The following is a 23,091-nucleotide window of genomic DNA, read 5'->3' as shown; positions in this document are numbered from 1 at the left end:
CGCTCCCGCTTCAGAATTACATATTGGATTCCCTGATTATCTTCTTCTTTCTCTTTGCCTTTTGTTCTAATTTCAGATCTTCAGGAAAGTTAAATCTACTCAACATTGCCTCGAACACATACCGATCATACGCCTTTGCTGCTTCCTTCTCGTTTTCAAAGACTCCTATATACGACTGCTTCTTATCTTCCTTATCATAGTGCCTTACTTCCCAACGTTGCGCCCTGAGCGACCATCTAACGCCCTTATATGTAGATTCCCGCTTCTCGGCTACTGTCTCCAGTGGCTTGTAATATGGATTAGGTAATAAGTTTGTCGGCTTGTTCATTTTCAAGTCAATGACCTCTTCGTCGTACCTTTCGGCTGCCCACTGTTCATTGTTCCAGTTGCCAAGATAAAGATACTTACCTTCATAAAACAATCTCGCTTCCCACGCCTTCGCACTCTTGTTCCACGAAACGCCGGTATACTGTGATGATGATTTTACTTTGTCGATGCTAATCAAATCTCCTCTTGTACAATATGGGGTATAATAGATATTTATTATTATTATCCAGTGGGGAACGCTCTTACCCCCACCATAGAAAGAATTAAATGTATAAGGTTTAATTGATAATGATGCTTTATAAACAACTAACTTGAATCAGATTATGTATATACCTTCAATCTTTCAAACTGTCGCCTAGGTATCAACTTCTTTAATTGAGCCTCTGTAAAAAAATACTTCAAACATATTGTAAAATCATTTTGCGTCTCGTCCACCTTATATGACTTCTCATTGTTCGTACTCTCTGCAAAACAATTTAATCGATACTTATTAGGTTTTCGCAGATATGTGCCTTTTTGCTTTCTGTCACGCTCAACTGCATCAATAACTCCAAGACTAATCAATTTATTTACTTGTCTTTGTACTGTATTATCGTCTAATCCCGTTGCCTCTTCGATATGCTTAAACTTCATATAAAAAACTCCAATTTTTGTAGCAAATCGCTTCGAGTGGATCAGCATCGCATATACAATCAATTTCTGATTCTTTTCTGGACATTTATCAATAATCCATTTGATTTCCTCGTATGTAACGGTTAAATCTCTTTTACTAACCGCTAAACCCATGTCTTTCTCATACACATCACGAACGATATTATCTATATCCTTAAAGCAATCTTCGAGTTTTGTCGTATACGTTTCTGGATTCTGCTTCTCCATCCATTCGTATAACTCAGCTTTGCTTTGATCCGCTTCTAATCCATGATACTTTAAATACAAGCAAATCCTAAATGTAATTGAATGTCTGCTTCCTTGTACCTTCAGACCATTAATATAAGCATCCTTTATATAATCAATACTATATTTCTCGGACTGCTCATAAATCGGCAACGGCTTATATTGTCCAATGGCTTCCTCAGTCTGCATCAGCGCTTTCTTGTCGATGCTATCCTTTTCTGTGCCGATAATATCAAGAACTCGTTGCGAGTCTATCCGATTGATTTTAAGTAAATATGCCTCAGATTCATCTTTCCCCAAAACTCGTAATCCATCGGACACATTACAAAATCCGCAGTAGTTACCTGTATCTTGATGGGCGCCAAGTGGTATCTTAACGCCTTGTTTGTCAGTAGGGCGAAACTCGACTTTATTACCCTCATCCTGGTACTGTCGAATCTCTGACACATCTAATATGTGATTGTAAAACATTTTCGCATGGTCAATCCGAATCAAATCTTTGAAAAACACTTCAATATGCCAGCCCTTTGAACCGCTAAAGCTGATATGATGTTCAATTCCTAAACTGTTAAGCGAATGAGACACCTTATATGTAATCCACTTTGCTGTTTCTTTGTTCGAAGGGAAATCCACATCAAAAGTTATAAACTTAGTTGTATACTTGCTAAATGTCCCTACCGTATACTTGCCCTCAAGATGACAGGTCATCTGATAATCTTGAAGCCCTCTTACTTTCTCGCCGCGTCTGGCTTTTCCCTGTTTATATGTTATGTACCCATAATTTTTATATTGGATCAGATAGTGTGAACGTTGGATAAAGTATAGCTCGTGTAGTTTATTCTTTACTTCTCCGTTGTTCTTTAATTGCTCGGCATTCTTGGAAATCGTACTCTTTGTTTTTGACATTAAGCTCCTTCTCGGCTTTGTATGAATCAATTAAATCCTCAATTATAGTGGTATGACTAAAAAAGTAAACGTTGCGGTTACTCCCGTCGTTTGAAATTTTTATGTTGTGAAGCTTTTGCCCATTAAGCATTAAAAACCCCGCCAATCGTTGAGATTTAATAATCAGATTATCACCGTAACTTTTAGTTGTTGTTTGCATTTGGTTTGATGCTCCTTGAATGTATTGGATTGGAAGAGCAGGAACAGCTCCGCCCTCCGCTCCAGTGTTTAATTTACTTGAAATCGTACTTGCTGCTTGCATCAAAAGTTATCGTATCTGATGCGGTTATGTTCACATTCTTACCTCTAATCTCGACATTATCATTGGTTGACTCGATCACTATCTTCCCGCCGTCAGCCTTGATCGTGATCCCCAAGTCAGCCAATTCAACCTGTCTGATTGCTCCTGAATTACTTCGGTGATATGTAATATCTAATTTTGTTGTTGGCTTCTCTATAATCGCTTTCCCCGATGTCGGTGAAACTCCGTCGCCAGTTCCTAAAATCATCTTAGGGTAGGATGCTAGCCCCTCTCCTTCGAGGAAGAAGCTCATTTTCTCGACTGGACTAAATGTTAAATTATAAAACGGAAATGCTGTTGCAGCCGTTGTAATTTGCTTCTTTGTCGCATCAGACCAGTACAACAAAGTGCCATTAGCATCCTTTGCTTGCTGGCGGTCAGTAATTGTACCAGTGACCCATTTGAGATAATTATCTTGAGCCTGTAGATAATCGACAGTGTCTCCGATGCTATCTGACTTATCTAAGGTCTTTAGTCGCGTAACCGTCAAATCGTTAATATATCCATCCGCTACGGTCAGAGTACCCGTCTGCATAAAGCGAGCGTCTAAAGCTCCTACACCCTCGATATCCCAATTGTTTATGTACAGCTTTCGCGTCTCACTATCCATGAGCATCGTACTGTTGCCATCGGTTAACTGCATTTTTCTAAACTTTGCGGTTCCATCCATCATCGCATGAGCGCGAAGACGTCTTAACGGCCTACTGTCTGTAATTGTGCTACTACTTCGTTTGATTGTGATGTTAGGATTGCTGCTCGCATCAATCTCATACATGATAAGCTCGCCGCCAACCTTCTCGTCCGCAACATGCCGGTACGACTCTTTGACTATCTCAATTGGCTGCATCTTGCCGAACTTTGTACTAGCGAAATCTAACGCTTTCTCACTGTTCGCTCCTGCTCCCGCCATATCCATGTTCTTAACGGTATCCGTCATGATTTTAAAGTCGTCTTCGCTTGCCATCGTATGTATTACATACTGCCCACTGGCATCAACAGTCATTACATACACGCCCAGTTCATCGCCGTTGTAATCCTTAAAAATCTCCGTCGCTATTCTCTTGATCTCATTAAGATCAAGGTCTGTGCAGGGAAGTTGCTCAAATAATCGTCTAGCCGCATCCAATCTACCCATACAAAAGATAATAGTCTTGTCCCTAAAAGCTCTGGCCTTTTCGAACCCGTCGCCTAAGTAGTAGTTAATTCCGTTATGTACCGCTGACATCCTTGTATCGCTAAATAAGTACGCCTTGTCATCATATCCGAGGTAGAAGATCATGCTCATAGGTAGACAGTCACCGATTCCACTTCGTCAGCTTGATATACGACTGTAGGCTTACCTGGATTGTTAAATCTGATCGTGTAACCCTCAGTAAGTCCTTCTAACAAGGATTGGACTTGTTCGAGAGTGAAATTGCTATTGTTTTCAGCGCGCGCGCCATCTTTAAGGTTGATTGTAAGTCTCATATATTATCCCCTTTGTTTATGGGGAAGACGGGAAGCGGAACCTCCCGCCATCCCTGATATGTTTAATGTATTATGAAGTCTTTACAGCATCATCTGTTGATTCCTTTAACGTTATCATCATGTAAGGGAAAATAATTTGCTGCCTTAGTACCCCTTTATTCCCCAATCTATCCTCATATGTTCCAACTGGTAGCCACGCTTGATGCCAAAGTTTCTCATCTTCAAGTTCATATTCTTCGAATTGTCTTTTTGCAGTTGTGACTTCCTCGGACTGAATTAGATAGTTCTTACCGTCATGCCCTTGATAAATACGACCATTATCGCTCTTAACTTTTACGCCAAGAGATTTTACGGCCTCTTGCTTCGTCTCAAATCTTTTATAAGTAGGTAGATCATCGGGTAATCCGCTAAACATGTTATCTTTAATTTCGAATATGTAATGCGGTTTCTTTGTAGCTTTGTTAGTATTTTCTGCTACTGAAAGGCACTGAATATTTTTTAGGCTGTAGCCTGAATTTTCGTCAACTCGGTCTATACTAGCTCTGTCAGCATGGTTATCTGTTTGTTCATAATATGCTGTTTGTAGCACCCATGCGTCCCACATACCTGTGTGTTTCGTTATGATATCCAATGCCATAACCTCGGGATTATCCCAATCAGAAGTCACGGATGCGTATACGCCTGACTTGTACTTACAAGCATTGATTCGGCTCGTTGTTGAATTTAACAGCAAGTGAGCTGCAACAATTTGTGTTTGAGTTATTATCCCTTTTTGGAGTAGGCTCTGTACAAACTTAATCTTTCTTGGGTCATCAAATCTTTCTCCATGAGCATTTTGCCATTCTACAATTTCACGTTCTGGAAATATTCTAGGTCTTCCCCGTGTTTCAACTTTTTTGACCATTCATTCACTCTCCATAATTTTATTAATTCCCATTGCTCGTCTCTGCTCAACTCGTCTCGGCTATATATGTAAACATGCTTTCGCATGGATATTTTTGGGAAACAAAAAAAGACTGATATTAACTCAAAAGTCGATGAAAAACACAAAATCCGAAGGTAACATATTGCTCCCCTTGATTGCGGTTGTCACTTCTGGATTATGTAGTTTTTGATCAATGTTTGAATTAATTTCGTCTTTACAGTAATACTACAACATCAAACTATAGTGAGTCAATAGTTTTTTAAAATTTAATTTTATCACTTAACTGAAATTTACGCAATAGAAAATCGCCCAAAAAGGCAATAAATATAAAGGATTTTTGAATATAAATTATTGTTCACTAGTTCGGATACGTATGGATTCATTTCGATAAACTCACCAAGAACTTTTTTATTTCCTCTACGATCTCGGTATCACTTAAATAACTTAACGCCTTAGTCATCACCCGCTCCGCCTTTTCCAACTGCGACAGCAACCACTGTATATCAGTTTCGGCTTGGTTCCCTACATACCCAAGTCTCTCCGCGATCTGATCCATTTTACGCATTAGGTTGCACCTCCTTTATTTAGAGTGTCCACTTGGGTAAGAAATAAGTAAAAACCGCATCTTCCCCATCGTATCATTTGGGTAAATGCGGCTTTCGTATATGGTTCACGCTGTCTTTGAAGTGCCTATGTATACTGCAACCCCCATCAATCTCTTGTACGGATGTTGTAAATGCAGATCGTAAATATGCTCCGGTGGTACACCATCTAAATGACGCGCCTTTTCGGCATCCATATGTTCACCAAAGAGCCTGCTTAAGCCTCTTAGAGGGTTTCTTATGTATGCTTCTTCAAAATCCTCATAGGAGTCATAGCGGGTTGTATCAAGGATTCTTTCGCGCTCACGATCCATAGCAGGAAACAACTTGATACCACGAATGTGTCTATTCTTTGTAATAAATTGTTGAGCATCCATTCCGCATTTTAGGAGAAATCCGAATTCCTCTTCAAATACCCCACCACCTTGAAGATTAAAAAATGCGAGAAGGCTCGATAGTTGTTGACGTTGTGCACGTGTAATTTTCATTTTTCGATCAGTCTCCTTTTGTTGTTTGTACAATTTTCTGGTTAATTGCTTGCTTATACCTCATCAGTCGCTCATAGCGGCTCTTAGGCGGTTTCTGTGAGCCAGGGAATCGTTTTAGCCACGATAGAGATTGATCGCTGTAGTTGTTTGCTTTACGTGCGTAGAACCGGATACGGCTAGTTAGAGCCTTAATAATGGCACCCCCTTATCATTCAGGTGTAACACCGTGCAACTTAAATCAATAATACAATTAGGTGTTGCACCTGTCAACATCAATGTTTCATGTTGTTACACTTCCGACTTAAGTATATAATTTAGTTATTTAGGAGGTGTCTAGTGATGGCTATTTCAAATGAAAACGTTAGAGTAATGATTACAATTCCAATAAATTTAAAAGAGCAACTTGAGTTAGAGGCTAAAGATGAAAATAGATCATTAAGCAACTACATTGTGACGATCATTCAAAGACATCATGATAACAAAGAAAAAAGTTCCCGTTAACATGGGAACTTTATCTTTGTTAATGTGAAGTTAAAATTAGTACCTGATAAATTGGAAGGCTCTGATAAAGCATGACTTAACATCGATCTGGTTAAAAGACTCATCATAAATTTTAAGGAAAACTATTTAGTATCTGTTTTTTTCTTTCGAACTAAATGTATACCTTGTTTCGCTGCATGTGCTATTACATGTTCACAAAATACATCCTCAAAATCTCTAGTTCCTTCATGCCAGATAACAGTATAATTCCGTTCCATTTCCTCAAGTCGTGCTCTTTGCTCATTTGTAAGTAGCATTATTGTTTCCCCCCTTTTTGCGTCACCTGGTATGAAGAGGATCTTATGGACTTTTATCTTAGCTGTTCCATTAGTATCTTGTGATATTCCTCTATCATCGTTCTTACATACAATCTTATTGGTCCAGTAGCAGTATCTTTAAAATGCATCATCAATTGCTTATCATCAAGTTCTTCTTCGATGTGTTTAATCGCTTTTTCCTCGATATCACCTGAATTTAGATCAAACATCGTCATTTCACCTCTTTGTTTCTTAAATCTATCACTAGCATATTCACTCCCCAATGAATCTATTCATAAAAATGATCTGCAATATTACTCGATTAATAATCTGAATAACAAAACAATGACCTTGCTTTTAGCCGCAAAGCCATTGTTTTGTTATTCAGATTATTGATTTTTAGTCCTTCTTGTTTTCCAAGTCTCAATTTGAAATCCCCCTTCCGATTGAAACCATCATTTTAACTGATCTTCTTTATTCTTCTTAACCATCATATCCATCTCCAAATAAAAGCAATTATTTTATCAAATATATCTAAATGAATATTGTACTAAACTCCATTTATCTGATAAATGTAATGGGTGTCTAGGGCTTTTACCATCCTCGTCTTCAAAACATATTAATTTTCCTGCATAGGGAGACAGCAAGTTTTCAACCTCTCGCTTCCTAAGAACCTGCTCTTCTTCATTTGGTCCCCATGCAATTATCAATGTATTAGCCTTTTTTGCCACACGGAGGATATAGTTGTCATTCAATCTTTCATGCGTTTGATCTCTATTAGTCACTCCTGATTTATTAATTGACATATACGAAAATAGATTCACAATATCTACGCCACCATAATCATGGTCAATAAGATAATTTGTTATATTCATTATTGTATCATCGGTCTTAAGTGCGTTTGCTTTGCTTGGATTAAACATTATTAACCCGACAAGCTCTTTAGTTTTATCCCAAGTTCGAGTTAACCTATACCTATATTCATTATTGTCTGACATTGTAGACACAGAATTTATACTTTTCCTATCTGTGTAAACCATTATGTTACCAACTTTCTCGGTAAAATTGTTGTTTTATAATCTTTCTTCATATTGTTTTTCAATTTCAGCAATTAGTGCTTTATAAATATTAGCCATGTCGTTATACCATTCTTCATGATCGATGTAGTTCAGATCGTCATCTGTATAACTATCCAATTGTCGCACTAATGAAAATACATCATCGGCGAGTAAATGAAGATTAGGCATTAATAGCGGTCTCATCACCTGCTTATATCTCATTCTATCGAAATCTTTAAATTTCGTATTTACTTCTGGAATTTCTCTTACGTACTGATGCTCTCCATCTTCTTGTAGTACTGCATTATATACTTTAAATTTTTCTGCACGATGTTTATTTTCATTTTCCATATACACCTTTTCTCGTTCCCACACTCTACTCTGTTTCTCTTTACGAAGCAAGTAATAATTATTAAGAACGTTACCGCAAAGCGTTAAAGCAGATCCGCCTAATACACCTATCACACCAATCCATGCTGCATCCATGATGACACCCAACTCCCTCTAAACTTTAAAAATTTGTGTGAAATTACCTTTTCATTTAAAATTCATTTTCTCATAATTCAACATCTGCTGAATCATTTTAGTTACATACTCTATAAACTCAGGAGACATTGTTTCTACTTCTCTAATCGTATCTTTGAAGTTAAGTCGTTCACTCAATAGATTCTCAATAAAATGACTCATCTTCATGAACAAGTCTTTATCTTTGATCTTTTGAAATTCAACAAGTAGCAATCTAAGGTAGTCTGTTGGTATAACCATAAACAATTCTTTTATATCAAATTCTTTATTAACATCCACCATTATGGGCTGCAAGAGTTCCACTTCATAAAGATGTGTGAATCTTTCCATAACACACACTCCTCTCGCAACAGATAAAAGCATGTTATTTTTTGTAATTACAAATCAACAAATTTTCCATTCACTTGTGCTGTAGCTTGAATTACTCTTTTAAGTCCCGAATATAATCTAAGCGCCTCGTCAATTGATAATTCTTTGCTTATTGCGCCATGTTCGGTTTGAAACGTCAAAGATATTGGTCTCGGACTTGTTTCATAACTTGCGCTAAGTTTTATTTTAATGTCTTCTGACAACATCATCACTCACTTCCATTGCAATCTTGTTTTCATCAGAATCGTTTATTGAACTTGGGCTTCAATTTATCAATCAAAAGAACTTCTAGAGCTGCCAACCAATGCCAATCATCCTTTTCATTGAAAACAATTAATCCAATCTTTACATAGCCCTACATTTGGAGTAGCCCTACCAACATACGCTGTTATTAGTAATGCCCATATGCCGACATATGCCGTAAATCGAATATTGAATTTCTCTTCTTCATCTCTTCATTATCTCCTTATATAAGACTCACATTTTATTTGTCCTTATACTGATTGTTCAGAAATTGAATAGCCTGTGCAAATGAATAGCCGTTTGTGAAAAGATTGAAATCTCATAATCATTTCCTTTGTCTTCGTAAAAGTTTAATTATATCGCTTCTGAATGACAACTCCCAATTGACCAACCAACACATGTGAATGTCAGAAATCCGCAAAACATTAAAGAGAATGAATCAACAGATATTTATTTAGTCACAATCGATTTCTTCGTGGAGAACCCACGATAATCCTAGTAGAAATTTTCAGGAACTAGGTGAGGGAATTTTTCGTGAAGATCATTTTGATTTAACATATAACTGTCCACAATAAATAATCTTAATGCTTCTGTCTCAGTTATTCCCACCGCTTTTAGAAATTCACTCCAACTCGTATTTTTATACTTAGCATATAGATCTTGATACTTCACAATAACTTGAAAACGGCGATGAGTATCGCAGTCAACATTTATTTTCTTTTCGCGATAATCTTGGACGCTCTCGTATCCACAAGATATTCCCCCCGAATCATATCCATATGACGGATATCTATCACCGTCATAACGTACGCTATCACTAGGAGGTTTAACTTTTGAATAAGGACATACCTCACAAGCTATCTTTTTACCTGTTAAAACAGGTTTTGTATTACGGGCTAGTCTTTCTGTAATGATCTCTTTAACTGCTTGCTCGTTATATTTCGTGATTCTTATGAAATGATCAATACCCAATCTCTTGTTGACATAGTGATTATATACAATTGCTCTTGCTCTTTCTGAACTATCAGGCATATTCGTTCTTCCTCTCTTGTACACCTAAGTGTATGATTTATGTAGCCATGAAATAATATAAACCTGCTGCATTATTCCATGACTGTTGATTTCTCTTCGATTCTCTAAGTTCATTGAGTCCACAACTCTGAGTCTCGAATTCTGTGTAGAAATACGACTAAAAAATCTATCAACAATACTATTTAGTGTTATTTTGGATTTCTCCATGAATCTGCCTGTTTCCTAATCAAATCGTCACTTTATCGGCATATTGTTTTTCTCAAACCAATCATAATAAACATCGAAAATAGCCTTTACCCCGCCTGCAAGCATTTCAACTTCAATCTGATTAGAAGTGTCTCCAGTACCAACACCTCGATGCAACCATTCCAAAACAACAGACTCTAATCTTGCATTTACATGATATTTTGATCTAATGAACTCGTTTAAATCAGCACACAACTCTCCTATTCCTGAATAGTGCGCCTCTAAACCATCTAAAATATCGGAAAAGTACAATGAATAGTATTCGTTCTCCAACTCTATTATTGCTATCATTGCACCGGCAGCCACAACATGCTTAAAAAGCGCCTCACTTTTCTCCTGAAAGTAGCCGTATTCTTTGTCATTCTGCATAATGACATCATGAACCTTGTATGAGAATGGTGTTGCAAGTGCGACAATCCCTAACACTGATTGTGGGTTAGCTTTCTTTTTTCTCCACAACATCCCTGAGCCCTCCAATGACGTCAATCTTATACTCGAATGAAATCATCATATTATTCTAATCCAAACCAACCTTTGGCAGCATGAACTAGTAAATCTTTAGCCAAGTCAAATGGGAGACTTGCGAACTCGAAGCCTTTTTCTTTCGCCATCCCCTTGGCTCTTTCCACCACATTATCATTTCTTGCTGCATCCAAAAACTCGTGACCTGCCCAAGTCAAATCTCCCGGAAGATACTCTTCGCCATCCATAGAGGATATATCCATTGCTTCAATTAGATTAGCTTTCCACATTAGTTTCAATTGGTACTGAACGATATCATGATCATATTTATCATCCAAGATAATAAACTCTAAGAAACGTTGTTCACTAGTCCTTTCTTCAATCGCCTTTGCGATTTCAATGACAATTTCCATGTTCCTCTTCATTGCAGTTTTCTCCATTCTGTATAAAACTATTTTTGAGAAGTCTTCCTCTCTTCGCTGTCCAACTCTCACTGACATTCTTATCATCTGATTTGGTCTACCTTTGTTGTATAGCCACATCATAGCCCTCGCACAATGCTGCTCATTTCCTTTTGCTTGGTAATGCAAAAATAACAATTGCTCCAACAACTACGGATATTCCAATTGTGATTAACTGTTTCTTTTGAACTTTTTCCCACTCATAAAGATGTTCATTCCATGAACCTAAGTCTGCTGGCTGAGTATTCGTCATGTATGAGTAAACTTGAATTCCAATAACCATTACGAATATAACAATAGCAATCATTCTAAGATTCATGAGCAAACTCCCCACATCGTATTTTTATTCAAACTCTATCAAGTCATCATGATCCACCTTGCCTGATTTTTCAGTGTCCTTGAATACAACCCTGGCCTTATGGGAGCCACGAACATTGTTCATCTCAAATCCTATAATTGTACACTTGCGTCCTCTATGCTTAAGTTTGTTCTTATTGATGGGTTCAACTTTGTATGTATTACCATTAACATCAAACTCTCTTGCAATCACCCTGCCATGAAATTTGTAGTTGTAGCGTCCTTTACTGATTACATATTCCTTAAACCCGAATCCAATAAGAATGTCTCTTGTTGCTGAACCGGTAATTTCATCTTCAACACTCCCCTTGATAATCGGATTTTACTTCCTATTATGCAAGGGCAAAGGTATTTATGATTCATCTCTCCATCTTCAAGGTCTTAATCTTTATCTTTAATTGTTCAATGCGATCTGCAATCAAACGATCGACATATTATTGTCAGTGTTTCAAAAATACTTAGATTCTAACTCCCCTTAACCATTCATTAAGTTTTTACTCGTGCGTAATGCTCATCATAGTTCTTACTTCATTTCAAGAATTTCTTCTGTCTTAACATGAAAGTTAGTTTTCAACTAAACATAAATATATTATCTTCGGCTTTATAGAGCTTAGAATCTTCACATACCTCTACCATTTCAACATCACAATTAAGAAGTAGTTTTAATAATGCTAGTCCCCTAGCTTGGGGCTCACGAAGATGATCGTTTGTAAACGATCTCTTCACCTCAATAAATTTTATGTAAGAGCAATCTTCGTTGTATATTAATAGATCTGGCAATTCAAACTTCGCGTTCTTAAATGAAGGGTACAATGTTCTACTATTAAGGAAGAAATCTTCTCCAAATCTACGCTTTAAGACTTGATCTCCCTCTGGGAATGTTCCGATACGATTCCCGCCGAAAATACCGAATCTATGAAGATACTTAAATCCTAAAGATTCATAGTACTTTCCAGTAATGTGTTCACCGAACCCACTAATTGAATAATTGCCATTACGATCTACAAGTTTCCTTAGATACTCATCGGAACAATTATTTCTTATTCCTTGTAACCAATTTTCTTCTTCTTGATATTTGAAAGGAATCACAATCGTTGGTATTGATATTGAAAAACTCATCAGCTTCACCCCATGAATTTCAGGTTTCATTTAGTCAAAGTATTCTCGTTTTTTATAGTGTAGAAATTATTGAATATAGCAAAATACTTACGATTAATGGTTCCTTTATCTTTCTGCTCGACTCTAAATTCATAAATCGAAAATAGAATATAGTTCTTTCCGATGGAATTTTGGTCAATTACCTTATTTAGAAGATCCCATCCTTCTTGTTCAGTTGGTGTATTTGTGTAATTCATTACATAGAACTTCTTGAACTGATCTTCGCTTGGATTTGTAAACCATAATACGATAAGGATTAGAACGATTATGCTGTAAAAAACTCTCTTCCAAGTCACATGAGTAGCCCCTTATAATTTACTTCAACACAACATGAAACAACTCTATCATGACATTTTAGTGCTCTCCGTAAACCTCATAATTCGGCATGTTATCCAATATTTTTGTCCATCGCAATCCAGACACTTCAGGCATCAACTGATTGAATAAACCCCAATTTAAGATATGAATATTATGTAGATCCTGATGGGGAATTGTTTGAATGCTCATTGAATTAAATGCTGGCTTGTGTGAATAAATCAATAGTCTTTCAGCTAAATCTATCTCTTTTACCCAAGTGTCGTTTGAAGGAGTAGTGCTACCAGCCAATCGACCAACGTAAATCTTAACATCGCCATAATTATTTGTGTATTCCCATTTTTCTTCAAGAATCCTTTTGCCAAACGTTTGATCACTCGTTCTTCCAATATAGAGCAAGACATCTTTGCCGTAAACTGGATGCGTTCCATATACCTGATAAACACCTTTTTCAGTTTTTCTATCATTTAGCCCCTTGATTTGGTCTAGGGGATACGGTCCATCCCAATCAATGTGAATAATTACTTGCTGCTGACTTTTCAAATTAACTTCCTCCAAACGAAACTAGTACTGTATCTTCTTTTCTACAATACTTCTTAAATGCTCTTCCAGCTCTTTCAATCGATTCTTCAAAGCACTTGTCATGTGTTTTCTAGATATTGTTTGAATGAACATATGTGTGTGTACGACTAAATTAAACTCATCAACTGAAAGTTCATCCCACTTTACATTCATAAAGTAATTGAAATCGTATGTTTGATTCGACTCAATAATTTCGACTTTCAAATCCCCATCAAAAATCATGTCATATGTTCCATCTGTAAAACGTATTAAGTTCATAAACTGATCCTCACTCCTTTTGATACGAGTATTTTATCTGTGCTTAAAGCGCTGTATTTCTTCTTGTTCCTTGTGCTTAATTTCGTCATATACTTTTTCTAGATCGCTGTCAGGAATATTCCGTTCATCTAAAAACGCTTCATGTCTTAATGACCAGTATTTCATTCTGATTGCTCTTAGTAGAGGATCTCGAATGCGACTAATCTCTTCATTATTCAGAATGTCCTTGAACTGTTCTTCATCGCTTAAATAATTCATAAAACTCTACCTCCCCATGAAACTAAATCTTTCATAATAGCTTTGTTTAATAAATCTCCCCTAAGAAGTGTTTTGCACATCGATCAAGGTTTTGAAATACTTTTAATGCTTCCTTACATCTCTGCCTGTCTTCGCGCTTTTGATTGGCATTCCTTTACATTATCTTACCATACCCTTCCTAGTTAGGAGGTACAATACCTTTTTACACATCGTTTCGGACCTCTAGCGTTTAACCTAAGACGTGTTAGGCTAATATCAGACTAACTTTACCCTAAAATAATCAATCAAACTTTGTAGGCCATCTCAGCCGCTTTAATTATTGCTTGAATCATCTGGAAATCTGCTATTAGTCGATTTGATCGTAATAGTCAGCACAGTAATTTACACATGTTCGCAATCGCCAGAACATTAAATTTAATGGTTGACGATTTATTTGAAGTTAACGATGAAACAAAAAAAAGCTCCCGGTAAAATGGGAACTTTTTTTCATTAACTATTATTACCTTATTGAAGTGTTAATTACTTTTTTTCATAACCATCATTTGCTGATATTTTTCAATTCCCTCAATCCGTTAAAATACTCTGGCTTCATTTGCAAAGCACTTAGCAACGAGTAGGCAGCAACACAACTTCTATAACAAATTCCTTATGTAAAATCGCTTTACTGCTTCATAACTCTGCTTCCATTGTTCAGGTGATCCTACATAATGTACTGTAGCCTTAAACCCATTCTTATTCTTTTCACAATGAATTGTATCTGTACCATCTTCATTGCACGTCCATTCGTATTCATCGCCATCAATTATTATTATGTTATCAAATGTTGACCGATTTTCTTCTCTCATTATTATAACCTCCTTAAAAGCAGAATATCGGGCATATAAATAAACCCTATTACACATTTCTCCAGCTTTTTGCTACATTCTAGCATCAAGCACTCGCTTGAGCCATAAAAAAACACTCCCAGTTGTAGGGAATGTTCGTTGTGAACTGGGTAATATCGCAAACCAACTATTTCTAGACAACCACTTTACTAACGTCAACACTTCTTACGCCAAGCTCGAGATCCGGAATTCAGTGAATATGTTCATCTGACGCTTCCTTTATTGACCTCTTCGCGCAATCCACATAGTATGTTCTCTTGAAATCGCATTCTCTGATTCGTTTACATATTCTGAGAGTGAATTCTCTTTGAATACTTCACTTCCAAGTGACTCAATTACCATTAGTTCATTTGCTGCCATTGCATATGCTTGTGCTAATTCATGGTGTTGTTTTAACTGCATCCACGTCAAAGATATTGTTACGAGAGATGTGAATAAGGAAGTTAAGTTTAATCTAATACTACTATATGTAAGCATAAGAATTAGAAAAGCTATTGCTAAAAACTGAGTTATCAAAGATAAATAGAAAAGTCTTGATTCCCACATCTTGTTGAAATCACTTTTCCCTGAATACCATTTTTTTTGATCTGTTATCCTCTCAGTTATGTAGAATTCCTTCCTTTCCTCAAAAGAAAGGGAACGTAGATTTAGCATGCTATCTGTTATGATTTCCGAATCAATACTAACGATCTTTATTTGACTATACTTTCGATCGTCAGTTATTTTTTTTATTGTCCTAATAAACAACTCTTTATCTTTAGTGTCTGATTGATTAAAAGGCTCTGCCTTCATAATAAAACGCCATGTTAGAGTCTTTATTGATTCAGCAATTGCTCTCCCATCATACCAAAATCTTTCTGGTTTTCTGATTTTAATAGCTGTTGTGACAACAAAACTTCCTATCATGAAAAACAGGACAAGGAACAGTAACTGCCGATTGTAACTTACAAAAATAGTTGTAACAGTTGAAAATAACAGTAGCATCAATTGCAATTTATTTAATAACAAATACTGTCTCTGGCCCTCTTCTGAGGAATGATCAGATAATCCTTGGATTGTCGGGAATTTTACACGAGCATTCACCTTATTCATTCTCCCCTGCATTACTTAACTAAGATCATGCACATTATAGAAATTAAGGTTTTTCGAATACTGATTTCACTTCTTCATGTTAGCAAGTGTCATAATATCATTCTCTTTCAAATAACAATCTTGACTTATTCCCATATTCACTAGCCTTCCCCAACCCTGCTCTTAGGAATAGCTTCTAGTAATCTAAGCAATGTATGACGGTTGAATTCATCATAATAAATCGGCTTTACCGAATATAATCTTTGCTCCAAGTTAACCGCAATAAAATATAAACCGGCTTTTCCATGTGCAACTTGAATTAACTCGTTATAACTGCGCTTATCAATAGGAATAAAGCCAATTATCGGTGCATAGTCATATTGTTCCATACCATAAACTTTGATTATTAAGCAATTATTTTCATTAGAGTAATTTGAACTAAAACCAATGATCCTTTGATTTTTGATCAACGTTATTAAATTTGAATCATCTATCTTTACAAACAAAAGCATGGATTTAGTTGTTTCTTCAAATGCATAAACAGTAGTTGCACTTCTCATCTCACTAGCAACACGATAAATCTCTTTCTCACTTATCACGGCATCTTGAATATCCCTTGGTATGTTAAGTTTCTTTTCGATTTCTTGAAATACTCTTCCGATATTCTTTTTGAACAGTTCAATGTCAGCCACCGAAGATAAGCTATATGTAATATTTCTTAAGTGCCTTAGATCAAAGGGGATATCTTCTGAATTTTGAGACAAAAGAACAACATGCTTTCCAAGAGTATGAGCAATCCCTACTTCATAAAATACATTTGGGTTTTTACCCGTTAAATCTGCTACGACTATGTTTGATTCATTTATTAGGCGCCAAATATCTTCAATAATTACATTACTATCGTAAAAATCGTCCCCTTTATTCACTTCAAATCCATACTTATTTATTTCAGGAACCAGATAATTTGAGTACATTTCAGAAAATTCCTTTTGGAAAGGAATCAGAACAGCAACTTTATTGAACATCTTTTTGAAACTTCTTCCTTTGAATATCGGATTAACATAGACGAGTTCAGCCATACAAAATTTCATCCCTTCATCGTCTGTGAATACTTTACTTGCAAAATCAGAAAAGTCAGGATAAATAAACAATCTCGTTTTATTAAAGATATTTTGATCTTCACTTTTTAATAAGTGCGTAATTCCATGCTTAGTATGAATATCTAAATTCCTTTTCTTTGCAATATTTGTAACAATGATCCATATTTTAATCTTGTCTTGAACTATTGTGCCTTCGGGATTATATTCAACATTACTTATCCAAGGAATTGGATAAGTAAAAATCATATTATCACTTAATGCTAAAGTCAGAGTCAAATTAATGTATTTTGAATCTTCAAAAAAATATTCCTCAATTGCATAATCCTTTAAGATATAGAATGTTTCTCTCTGAGGAACATCATATACTAGATCAAGTTCAATTTTCCTATGGAGATTACTTTGAAGTAAAATTGACAAAAAATCTTTGTACATCTCTTCTGGAATCTCCATTAGATCCTCCTTGATTGCCACTCAAATTTATTGTTTTTGATTAACAACTACAGAACTCCCAAAACAATGAAGAGATAATATTGAATTCATATATGCTATCCCTTTTCCTATAGGTTGAATTTAAAGACCGATTTTTACTTCGATCATTTCTTCAAGCTTCAGATTGACACTCCCAAATAATATATTACCATACTCTTCCTGGTTTGATAGTGCAATTCATCTATAGCACACCGTTTAGAACCTTTAGCGCCTTATCTAAGACGTCATGGAATAATATTAGATTATTGTTACCCTCTGATAAGTAATCTATTTATGAGACATTTTTGCTGTAATAGACTTTTTATATTCATCGCTTGCAGCATATCGAGCGCTTCGGCACCTCTGACCTCCCCAACGATAATGCGGTTCGGACGCATACGCAGCGAAGCGCGTATGAGTTCTCGTATGCCGATTTGCCCCTTGCCTTCACTGTTCGCGTTGCGTGTCTCAAGCGACACGAGATTGGCCACTCCGCGAATTTGTAGCTCAGCCGCATCTTCGATCGTAATGATTCTTTCCTCGGAAGGAAGCCACTGCGAGAGCGCGTTCAAAAATGTCGTCTTGCCCGATCCAGTACCACCGCTAATAAACAGGTTATATTTTGCCTCGACCAGCCTTCTAAGAAAATCAGCCGCTTCCCGCGTAATCGCCTCCCGTTCAATCAAGTTCTCCATCGTCAGCGGATGCTGCGGAAATCTCCGAATCGTTACGGTCGGCCCCTTCAAAGAAATCGGCGGCAATACGACATTAACCCTCGAACCATCCGCCAAACGGGCATCGACAATCGGGGAAGACTCGTTCACAATCCGGTTCACCCGGCCAACGATGTTCTGAATCAAATCTTCCAACCGTTCCTCGTTATCGAAGCCGACGACCGCCCGTTGCAGTTCCCCCTCCTTTTCGATAAAGATTTCGTCGTAGGCGTTGATCATGATCTCGGTAATTTCCGGATCTTCCAATAACGGTTGAAGTGCATCCAAACCTCGAAATGAATGAAATACCCGGGATACGATAGATTTGCGTTCAGCCGCAGTCATCGCACGCGTCATTTGCTTGCGAAACAGCTCCTGTTCGATCAATAGCCTGAGCTCGCTGTCAGTTACCGTGCTATCCCAGGTAAGACGCGATCTCACCGCTTCCCTCAGTTCAGCCAGTTCCTCTCGCGCGAGTCCGCTGAACGCTACCATGAACAGCCCCCCTCCTCGCTTTCTCGAACAAGTCTTTATCGGTCAGCCCGCCGATACCGAAACACTCGCACATCCGTCCAATCGCCCCTGCGAAAGTCGCATCTGCGAGCACTCTGGCCGGTTGATCTACTGCTTTCCAATGCGGAATATAGGGCAACATAACTTCGCTGAGTCCGAAAGGCATTGACCACCGATTTTGCATCCCAGACCCTGCGACTGTTCCGATGGCCTTGTTCAGCACGAAAGCGCATGGCCCGCTGTCGCCAGCATCTTGCCAATGACGATAAAGCTTGTCCGTTTTCAGCAATGCATGCGCGTCATCAACGACTAACCATATTGCCAAATCGCTCGCGCGGAGCAAATCGCGATGCCATTCTCCCGCTCCGGAATCAGGATCGATTACGATTGCATCGTACAGGCCCGATTGCCGCAAGCCATTGATCAGCGACTCCATCGTCTCAACATGAAGGGCTAGTCGTTCCCCCGGATGCTCGGGTGCATCCAAATAATCGGCTCGTAACTGAGGCTGATGCCGCTTTAATCGTCGAAACTCTTCTACCCAGCTTTGCGAATCGCTTTGCAGCGCGTATATTAACCGAGAGAAGCTGTCCGGTTCCCCCCGACCGAACAACAACGATGTCGCATTAAGCGGCTCCAAATTCAAATAAAGCACTCGAGCCCCCAGTTCTCCCACATGCCGAACGATATTCAGCGCGACCGTTGTTTTGCCGACTCCCCCTGATGCTGAGAATACAGTAACAACTTGTGTGCCTTTGCCGCTGCTTAGCAGCGGTTTACTTGATCTCATCGATCTTATGGCAGATAGCAAGGAATGCAACGGTTGGTAAAGCGCTGTCGTCTCCCCTCTCGCAGCCGTTTCTTCCTCAATAACATCTCGTTCTTCAGTGAGCACGATCGTATTTGCAGCCACGCCCCCCGCTTCCCGAAAACCAATGACTAACTCCCTCGTTCCGATGAACAAATCCGGTTTTCTCTCCAGCCCTGTACGCAACGCGCTAAAATTCGTGTAGACGCATACTTCCCACTCCGGCTCTTCCTCTCGCAGAAACGTTGCCAGCTTCACCGCATACTCACGTAGCGTCACTGCCAACGCTACCCTGTATCCCATCCCATTTCCTCCTCTCTAAGCGAAAACAAAAAAACCGCAAACCTCGACGTTCGTCGAGATTTGCGGTGCTTCCGCAATACGAATATGAATGTACCGAAAAGATAACATGGCAGCCACAAAGTGTCAACCTTATTTTTACAAATTATTTTTACAAATTAATTAGCAACTGTTCGTTAATCCTTATCAATTAGACCCCGTTCCAAATAACGCTCGAGCTCGTTCGTAATCTCGTATGTCGTTTGCCCCAAATCATAATTCTCAAAAGCATGTTCGCAGGAGTGCCGATAGCTCATCTCACGGTCATAGTGGTTGAGATGCTTCATGATCGTCTCTTCCGGCAAACCTAAATTTCGCTCCCGCTCTTCTACCGTTCTGCGGTCCGCATAAAGGAATAGACGAACAACCTGGTCACCGTAAATATTTTTCAAAATGCCGGCTCCCTCGTGATTCATAATCAAATATACGGAATCACGGTGATGAAGCTTGTTCTCGATATCTGCACTTCGAATGCCATATCGCTGGCCGTCAATCTCTACGCTTTCGAGAAATTCGCCTGCGAGTTCCATCTCTCGATACTTCTCATTCGAAATGAAATGATAATCATGCCCGTTCACTTCTCCTTGCCGAGGTGGCCGGGTCACGAACGATATCACTTTCTCCATTCCAAATGTTTGTCCGACTGCTTCCGCGACAGACTTCCTGCCAGATCCGTCCGGCCCCGTAAAAACAAAGATATTGTTCCTTCCATTCGATCCAAGCATGCGACTTACACTCTCCTTTCCCCTTGAAAAAGTGAGTTGCTTATCATATGCAGAATGTTCAGATAATTGTTAAGTATAAACAAAAGCAATCTAGCTCGTCAAATAAAATCCTCAAATTTGGCTAAATTCAAGCGATATTCCGCATTTAAGGCGATTTTCTCGCGAGTTTAACCAGTTTGCCACGTGAAGCCCCTCTCTAGGCACAAATTCCCAATATTAAGATAGGCTTATAATTTCTACCTCGATCGGTGGGACATGCTATACTCCTTCATGTCGACAAGATCTACTACAGGAGGCTCACACCGTATGAAAAACCAAATTAAAAAATTCATCCTTGGCGCCGCTTGTTTCATGGTTATCGCAGGCGGAAGCACTGTCGCCGGGCACCAATCAGCGAAAGCTGCCACGAACGCTGCCGTATCGAAACAAGCGGTAACGGCAAGCTCAACTTCCGCCCAGAAAAAAGCAGCCATTATCGCATACGCGAAAAGCTTGAAGGGCAAAGTAAAATATAAGTTCGGCGTAAACAACCCAAGCAAACTGATTTTTGACTGCTCCTCGTTCACGAAGTATGTGTTCGCGAAGCAAGGCATATCCCTTAAATGGGGCACAGCGTTGCAAAGCAAACAAGGTGTTTACGTGGCCAAAAGCAATTTGCAGCCTGGCGATTTGATTTTCCTTAGCGTTAGTACGCCAGGAAAAATCAACCATGTTGGTATTTATATCGGCAACGGTCAATTTATTCACAATACGATCGGCAGTAAATTTAACGGCATTTTGATCAGCAAGTTGAGCGATTATTCCAAGCGCTACATTACCGCTCGTCGGGTTGGTTAATGCTTCGTTAACGGACAAGCCCCCGCATGCCAATGCATGTCGGGGTTTTCCGTGTTTTAAGACACTATGCGCTGTTTAACGAAGTTTGCTGCTTTTCAAAACTAACGATTTTGTTGTTCGTAACTCCTCCCATTAGTCCACTTGAGTACCTTGTTCCTCCACTAATCCGCATTCATTTTGATGTACAAACGGTGTGCGATAATGATCGTCGTACACCCATGACGAATGTCATCCAGATCAATCTCTGCCTTGTTGTAAAGGCCGCCTGTGTCTCGCAAGCACTCCCGATTTGTAGAGGAATGGAGCTAGGGGGGGGCTGCACGACGACGGAATGTGTTCATTGCTCTGAACAATGCGTACGGGCCCCGAGACCTATGGCAAAGCTCATCCCTGAACCCAATTCTCAGGCACTTTACGCTTCATGGAAAAGTCCATCAATTCCGCTCGCCTCGCTCCTGAGACGAGCGCGTTAATGGGTATCTACAGCAATTTCGGGGGGACGGACGGCTGACTTTACTCAAGCAGCGATTTCTAATGGACTTTTTGCCATGAATTCGAACTGTTTTGAGTGAGTAACTTGTCCATGTAATGGACTTTTACATGAATACATAGCACAACGGTCGTCGAGCATGCCCTTCAGGTGAGAAACAGCGATAACGTGGGCGAGATAGTTCGTGCGAGTAAGCAACTCGTGGCTCGGAGCCTGATTAGTTGGCGAGATTGTGCGGGCGAGTAAGTAACTCGGGGCTCGAAGTCTGCTTAGCGGGCGAGTAAGTAACTCGGGGCTCGAAGTCTGCTTAGCGGGCGAGCGCGTACGATAATGAACTCGAGATCGGATCCGCTATTGTGCGAAATAAAGTGAGTGAGCAAATATCAAGGTGCCCGACAAACGCTTAGCGGACGAGATAATGCGCGTGAGTAAGTAACTCTTGGCACGGAGCCTGCTATATGGGAGAGATGGAGTCGGTGAATGGCGTGGCAAGTGGGTTCAACCGAGCGTTGTGGTGCGCTTCATGGAAAAATCCAGTTATTTGGTCTCTTTCATGCCCAGGACGAGACGTTAATGGATATGTACAGTTATTTCGGGGGCAGACGACTAAACCCGCTTAATCGGCGCTTTGTAATGGATTTTTCCATGAAGACATACCGCGCGGATGGTTGAACTCGCCGTTCTAGTGTGGAAACCGCGATAACTACATCAACATCACAAAAAAGCACCCGCGAGGGTGCTTTTTCTACTTATCATCAGCCTGGCGGCGTCCTACTCTCCCAGGACCCTGCGGTCCAAGTACCATCGGCGCTGGAGGGCTTAACGGTCGTGTTCGGGATGGGTACGCGTGGAACCCCTCCGCCATTACCACCAGACCAACTGATTGACTCAAAGCTTGCGCCTTGAAAACTGGAAGCGAAACAAAGCGTTATTGAAGAAGTATCCGGCGTTTAACTTGCGTGAAACTGTAGTAGGATAAGCCCTCGACCGATTAGTACTCGTCAGCTCCACACATTGCTGCGCTTCCACCTCGAGCCTATCAACCTGGTGTTCTTCCAGGGGTCTTACGA

General features: G+C 39.1%; 29 protein-coding genes and 2 rRNA genes. 2 read left to right on the top strand and 29 right to left on the bottom strand.

All coding sequences use genetic code 11. From position 1 onward, the window contains the following. Positions 1-16: 16 nt before the first annotated feature. The 7 genes from ACFPOF_RS01980 to ACFPOF_RS01950 form a co-directional block, all read right to left on the bottom strand. On the bottom strand, positions 17-505 hold the full coding sequence (locus tag ACFPOF_RS01980) for an AP2/ERF family transcription factor (RefSeq protein WP_378129098.1): 489 nt from the start codon (positions 503-505) through the stop codon (positions 17-19). Between the two features lie 143 nt (positions 506-648). Continuing rightward, positions 649-2,130 (bottom strand): TOTE conflict system archaeo-eukaryotic primase domain-containing protein, encoded by a 1,482-nt coding sequence (locus ACFPOF_RS01975; protein WP_378129096.1) that lies wholly within the window; start codon positions 2,128-2,130, stop codon positions 649-651. Continuing rightward, positions 2,060-2,431 (bottom strand): DUF5659 domain-containing protein, encoded by a 372-nt coding sequence (locus tag ACFPOF_RS01970; RefSeq protein ID WP_378129094.1) that lies wholly within the window; start codon positions 2,429-2,431, stop codon positions 2,060-2,062. Before ACFPOF_RS01970 ends, ACFPOF_RS01975 begins: the two co-directional genes overlap by 71 nt. Continuing rightward, positions 2,403-3,755: a hypothetical protein gene (locus ACFPOF_RS01965; RefSeq protein ID WP_378129092.1), complete on the bottom strand. Its 1,353-nt coding sequence runs from the start codon at positions 3,753-3,755 to the stop codon at positions 2,403-2,405. Before ACFPOF_RS01965 ends, ACFPOF_RS01970 begins: the two co-directional genes overlap by 29 nt. Before the next feature lie 252 nt (positions 3,756-4,007). Further along, complete coding sequence (locus tag ACFPOF_RS01960; RefSeq protein WP_378129090.1) at positions 4,008-4,841, bottom strand: hypothetical protein; 834 nt, start codon at positions 4,839-4,841, stop codon at positions 4,008-4,010. 400 nt (positions 4,842-5,241) lie between these two features. Further along, the gene (locus tag ACFPOF_RS01955; protein ID WP_378129088.1) at positions 5,242-5,427 is read right to left on the bottom strand and encodes a hypothetical protein; all 186 of its coding nucleotides are present in this window, start codon (positions 5,425-5,427) and stop codon (positions 5,242-5,244) included. 105 nt (positions 5,428-5,532) lie between these two features. After that, on the bottom strand, positions 5,533-5,952 hold the full coding sequence (locus tag ACFPOF_RS01950) for a hypothetical protein (RefSeq protein WP_378129086.1): 420 nt from the start codon (positions 5,950-5,952) through the stop codon (positions 5,533-5,535). Positions 5,953-6,291: 339 nt separating this feature from the next. Here ACFPOF_RS01950 and ACFPOF_RS01945 point away from each other — a divergent pair, with 339 nt between their 5' ends. Beyond that, positions 6,292-6,453 (top strand): ribbon-helix-helix domain-containing protein, encoded by a 162-nt coding sequence (locus ACFPOF_RS01945; RefSeq protein ID WP_378129084.1) that lies wholly within the window; start codon positions 6,292-6,294, stop codon positions 6,451-6,453. A 122-nt stretch (positions 6,454-6,575) separates the two neighbouring features. On the opposite strand, the gene ACFPOF_RS01940 is transcribed toward ACFPOF_RS01945, so the two are convergent. From ACFPOF_RS01940 to ACFPOF_RS01840, 20 genes are all read right to left on the bottom strand, one after another. Next, positions 6,576-6,749 carry a hypothetical protein gene (locus tag ACFPOF_RS01940; RefSeq protein WP_378129082.1) on the bottom strand — a complete coding sequence of 58 codons (174 nt, stop codon included), beginning with the start codon at positions 6,747-6,749 and terminating at the stop codon, positions 6,576-6,578. Between the two features lie 53 nt (positions 6,750-6,802). Beyond that, the gene (locus ACFPOF_RS01935) at positions 6,803-6,979 is read right to left on the bottom strand and encodes a hypothetical protein (RefSeq protein WP_378129080.1); all 177 of its coding nucleotides are present in this window, start codon (positions 6,977-6,979) and stop codon (positions 6,803-6,805) included. Between the two features lie 294 nt (positions 6,980-7,273). Beyond that, positions 7,274-7,747 (bottom strand): DUF1643 domain-containing protein, encoded by a 474-nt coding sequence (locus tag ACFPOF_RS01930; RefSeq protein WP_378129311.1) that lies wholly within the window; start codon positions 7,745-7,747, stop codon positions 7,274-7,276. Between the two features lie 75 nt (positions 7,748-7,822). Next, positions 7,823-8,293, bottom strand: coding sequence for a hypothetical protein (locus tag ACFPOF_RS01925; protein WP_378129078.1), 471 nt, complete (start codon positions 8,291-8,293; stop codon positions 7,823-7,825). A gap of 51 nt (positions 8,294-8,344) precedes the next feature. Next, positions 8,345-8,662, bottom strand: coding sequence for a hypothetical protein (locus ACFPOF_RS01920; protein WP_378129076.1), 318 nt, complete (start codon positions 8,660-8,662; stop codon positions 8,345-8,347). 47 nt (positions 8,663-8,709) lie between these two features. Next, positions 8,710-8,910: a hypothetical protein gene (locus tag ACFPOF_RS01915; protein ID WP_378129074.1), complete on the bottom strand. Its 201-nt coding sequence runs from the start codon at positions 8,908-8,910 to the stop codon at positions 8,710-8,712. A gap of 529 nt (positions 8,911-9,439) precedes the next feature. Continuing rightward, a complete protein-coding gene (locus ACFPOF_RS01910; RefSeq protein ID WP_378129072.1) occupies positions 9,440-9,976 on the bottom strand; it encodes a hypothetical protein in 537 nt (178 codons plus the stop codon). Between the two features lie 234 nt (positions 9,977-10,210). Next, a complete protein-coding gene (locus tag ACFPOF_RS01905) occupies positions 10,211-10,684 on the bottom strand; it encodes a hypothetical protein (RefSeq protein ID WP_378129070.1) in 474 nt (157 codons plus the stop codon). Positions 10,685-10,734: 50 nt separating this feature from the next. Continuing rightward, positions 10,735-11,109 carry a DUF2513 domain-containing protein gene (locus ACFPOF_RS01900; protein WP_378129069.1) on the bottom strand — a complete coding sequence of 125 codons (375 nt, stop codon included), beginning with the start codon at positions 11,107-11,109 and terminating at the stop codon, positions 10,735-10,737. Positions 11,110-11,248: 139 nt separating this feature from the next. Further along, on the bottom strand, positions 11,249-11,464 hold the full coding sequence (locus tag ACFPOF_RS01895; RefSeq protein ID WP_378129067.1) for a hypothetical protein: 216 nt from the start codon (positions 11,462-11,464) through the stop codon (positions 11,249-11,251). A gap of 608 nt (positions 11,465-12,072) precedes the next feature. After that, the gene (locus ACFPOF_RS01890) at positions 12,073-12,651 is read right to left on the bottom strand and encodes a hypothetical protein (protein WP_378129065.1); all 579 of its coding nucleotides are present in this window, start codon (positions 12,649-12,651) and stop codon (positions 12,073-12,075) included. A 363-nt stretch (positions 12,652-13,014) separates the two neighbouring features. Next, on the bottom strand, positions 13,015-13,518 hold the full coding sequence (locus tag ACFPOF_RS01880) for a hypothetical protein (protein WP_378129063.1): 504 nt from the start codon (positions 13,516-13,518) through the stop codon (positions 13,015-13,017). A gap of 21 nt (positions 13,519-13,539) precedes the next feature. Continuing rightward, positions 13,540-13,815, bottom strand: a complete 276-nt coding sequence (locus ACFPOF_RS01875; protein ID WP_378129061.1) for a hypothetical protein — start codon at positions 13,813-13,815, stop codon at positions 13,540-13,542. A gap of 33 nt (positions 13,816-13,848) precedes the next feature. Further along, positions 13,849-14,073 (bottom strand): hypothetical protein, encoded by a 225-nt coding sequence (locus ACFPOF_RS01870; protein ID WP_378129059.1) that lies wholly within the window; start codon positions 14,071-14,073, stop codon positions 13,849-13,851. Positions 14,074-14,705: 632 nt separating this feature from the next. Continuing rightward, complete coding sequence (locus ACFPOF_RS01865) at positions 14,706-14,918, bottom strand: hypothetical protein (protein ID WP_378129057.1); 213 nt, start codon at positions 14,916-14,918, stop codon at positions 14,706-14,708. 258 nt (positions 14,919-15,176) lie between these two features. Then, the gene (locus ACFPOF_RS01860) at positions 15,177-16,040 is read right to left on the bottom strand and encodes a DUF4231 domain-containing protein (protein ID WP_378129055.1); all 864 of its coding nucleotides are present in this window, start codon (positions 16,038-16,040) and stop codon (positions 15,177-15,179) included. 149 nt (positions 16,041-16,189) lie between these two features. After that, positions 16,190-17,578: a hypothetical protein gene (locus ACFPOF_RS01855; RefSeq protein WP_378129053.1), complete on the bottom strand. Its 1,389-nt coding sequence runs from the start codon at positions 17,576-17,578 to the stop codon at positions 16,190-16,192. A gap of 287 nt (positions 17,579-17,865) precedes the next feature. Continuing rightward, a complete protein-coding gene (locus tag ACFPOF_RS01850; protein WP_378129051.1) occupies positions 17,866-18,804 on the bottom strand; it encodes a CpaF family protein in 939 nt (312 codons plus the stop codon). Then, positions 18,764-19,933: a P-loop NTPase family protein gene (locus ACFPOF_RS01845; protein WP_378129049.1), complete on the bottom strand. Its 1,170-nt coding sequence runs from the start codon at positions 19,931-19,933 to the stop codon at positions 18,764-18,766. The genes ACFPOF_RS01850 and ACFPOF_RS01845 overlap by 41 nt, the downstream gene beginning before the upstream one ends. A gap of 173 nt (positions 19,934-20,106) precedes the next feature. Beyond that, complete coding sequence (locus ACFPOF_RS01840) at positions 20,107-20,694, bottom strand: guanylate kinase (protein ID WP_378129047.1); 588 nt, start codon at positions 20,692-20,694, stop codon at positions 20,107-20,109. Between the two features lie 306 nt (positions 20,695-21,000). Between ACFPOF_RS01840 and ACFPOF_RS01835 the strand changes: the two genes are divergently transcribed. Further along, positions 21,001-21,531, top strand: coding sequence for a C40 family peptidase (locus ACFPOF_RS01835; protein WP_378129045.1), 531 nt, complete (start codon positions 21,001-21,003; stop codon positions 21,529-21,531). 1,248 nt (positions 21,532-22,779) lie between these two features. Here the strand turns inward: ACFPOF_RS01835 and rrf are convergent. Continuing rightward, a 5S ribosomal RNA gene (gene rrf, locus ACFPOF_RS01830) occupies positions 22,780-22,896 on the bottom strand. Between the two features lie 96 nt (positions 22,897-22,992). Further along, a 23S ribosomal RNA gene (locus ACFPOF_RS01825) occupies positions 22,993-23,091 on the bottom strand; the annotation flags it as partial.

The sequence above is a fragment of the Cohnella soli genome (assembly GCF_042655525.1).
In the GTDB taxonomy this organism is placed as follows: Bacteria; Bacillota; Bacilli; order Paenibacillales; family Paenibacillaceae; genus Cohnella; species Cohnella soli.
The sequence above is the reverse complement of the archived record's forward strand: the minus strand, read 5'-3'. Positions and strand labels throughout refer to the sequence as shown.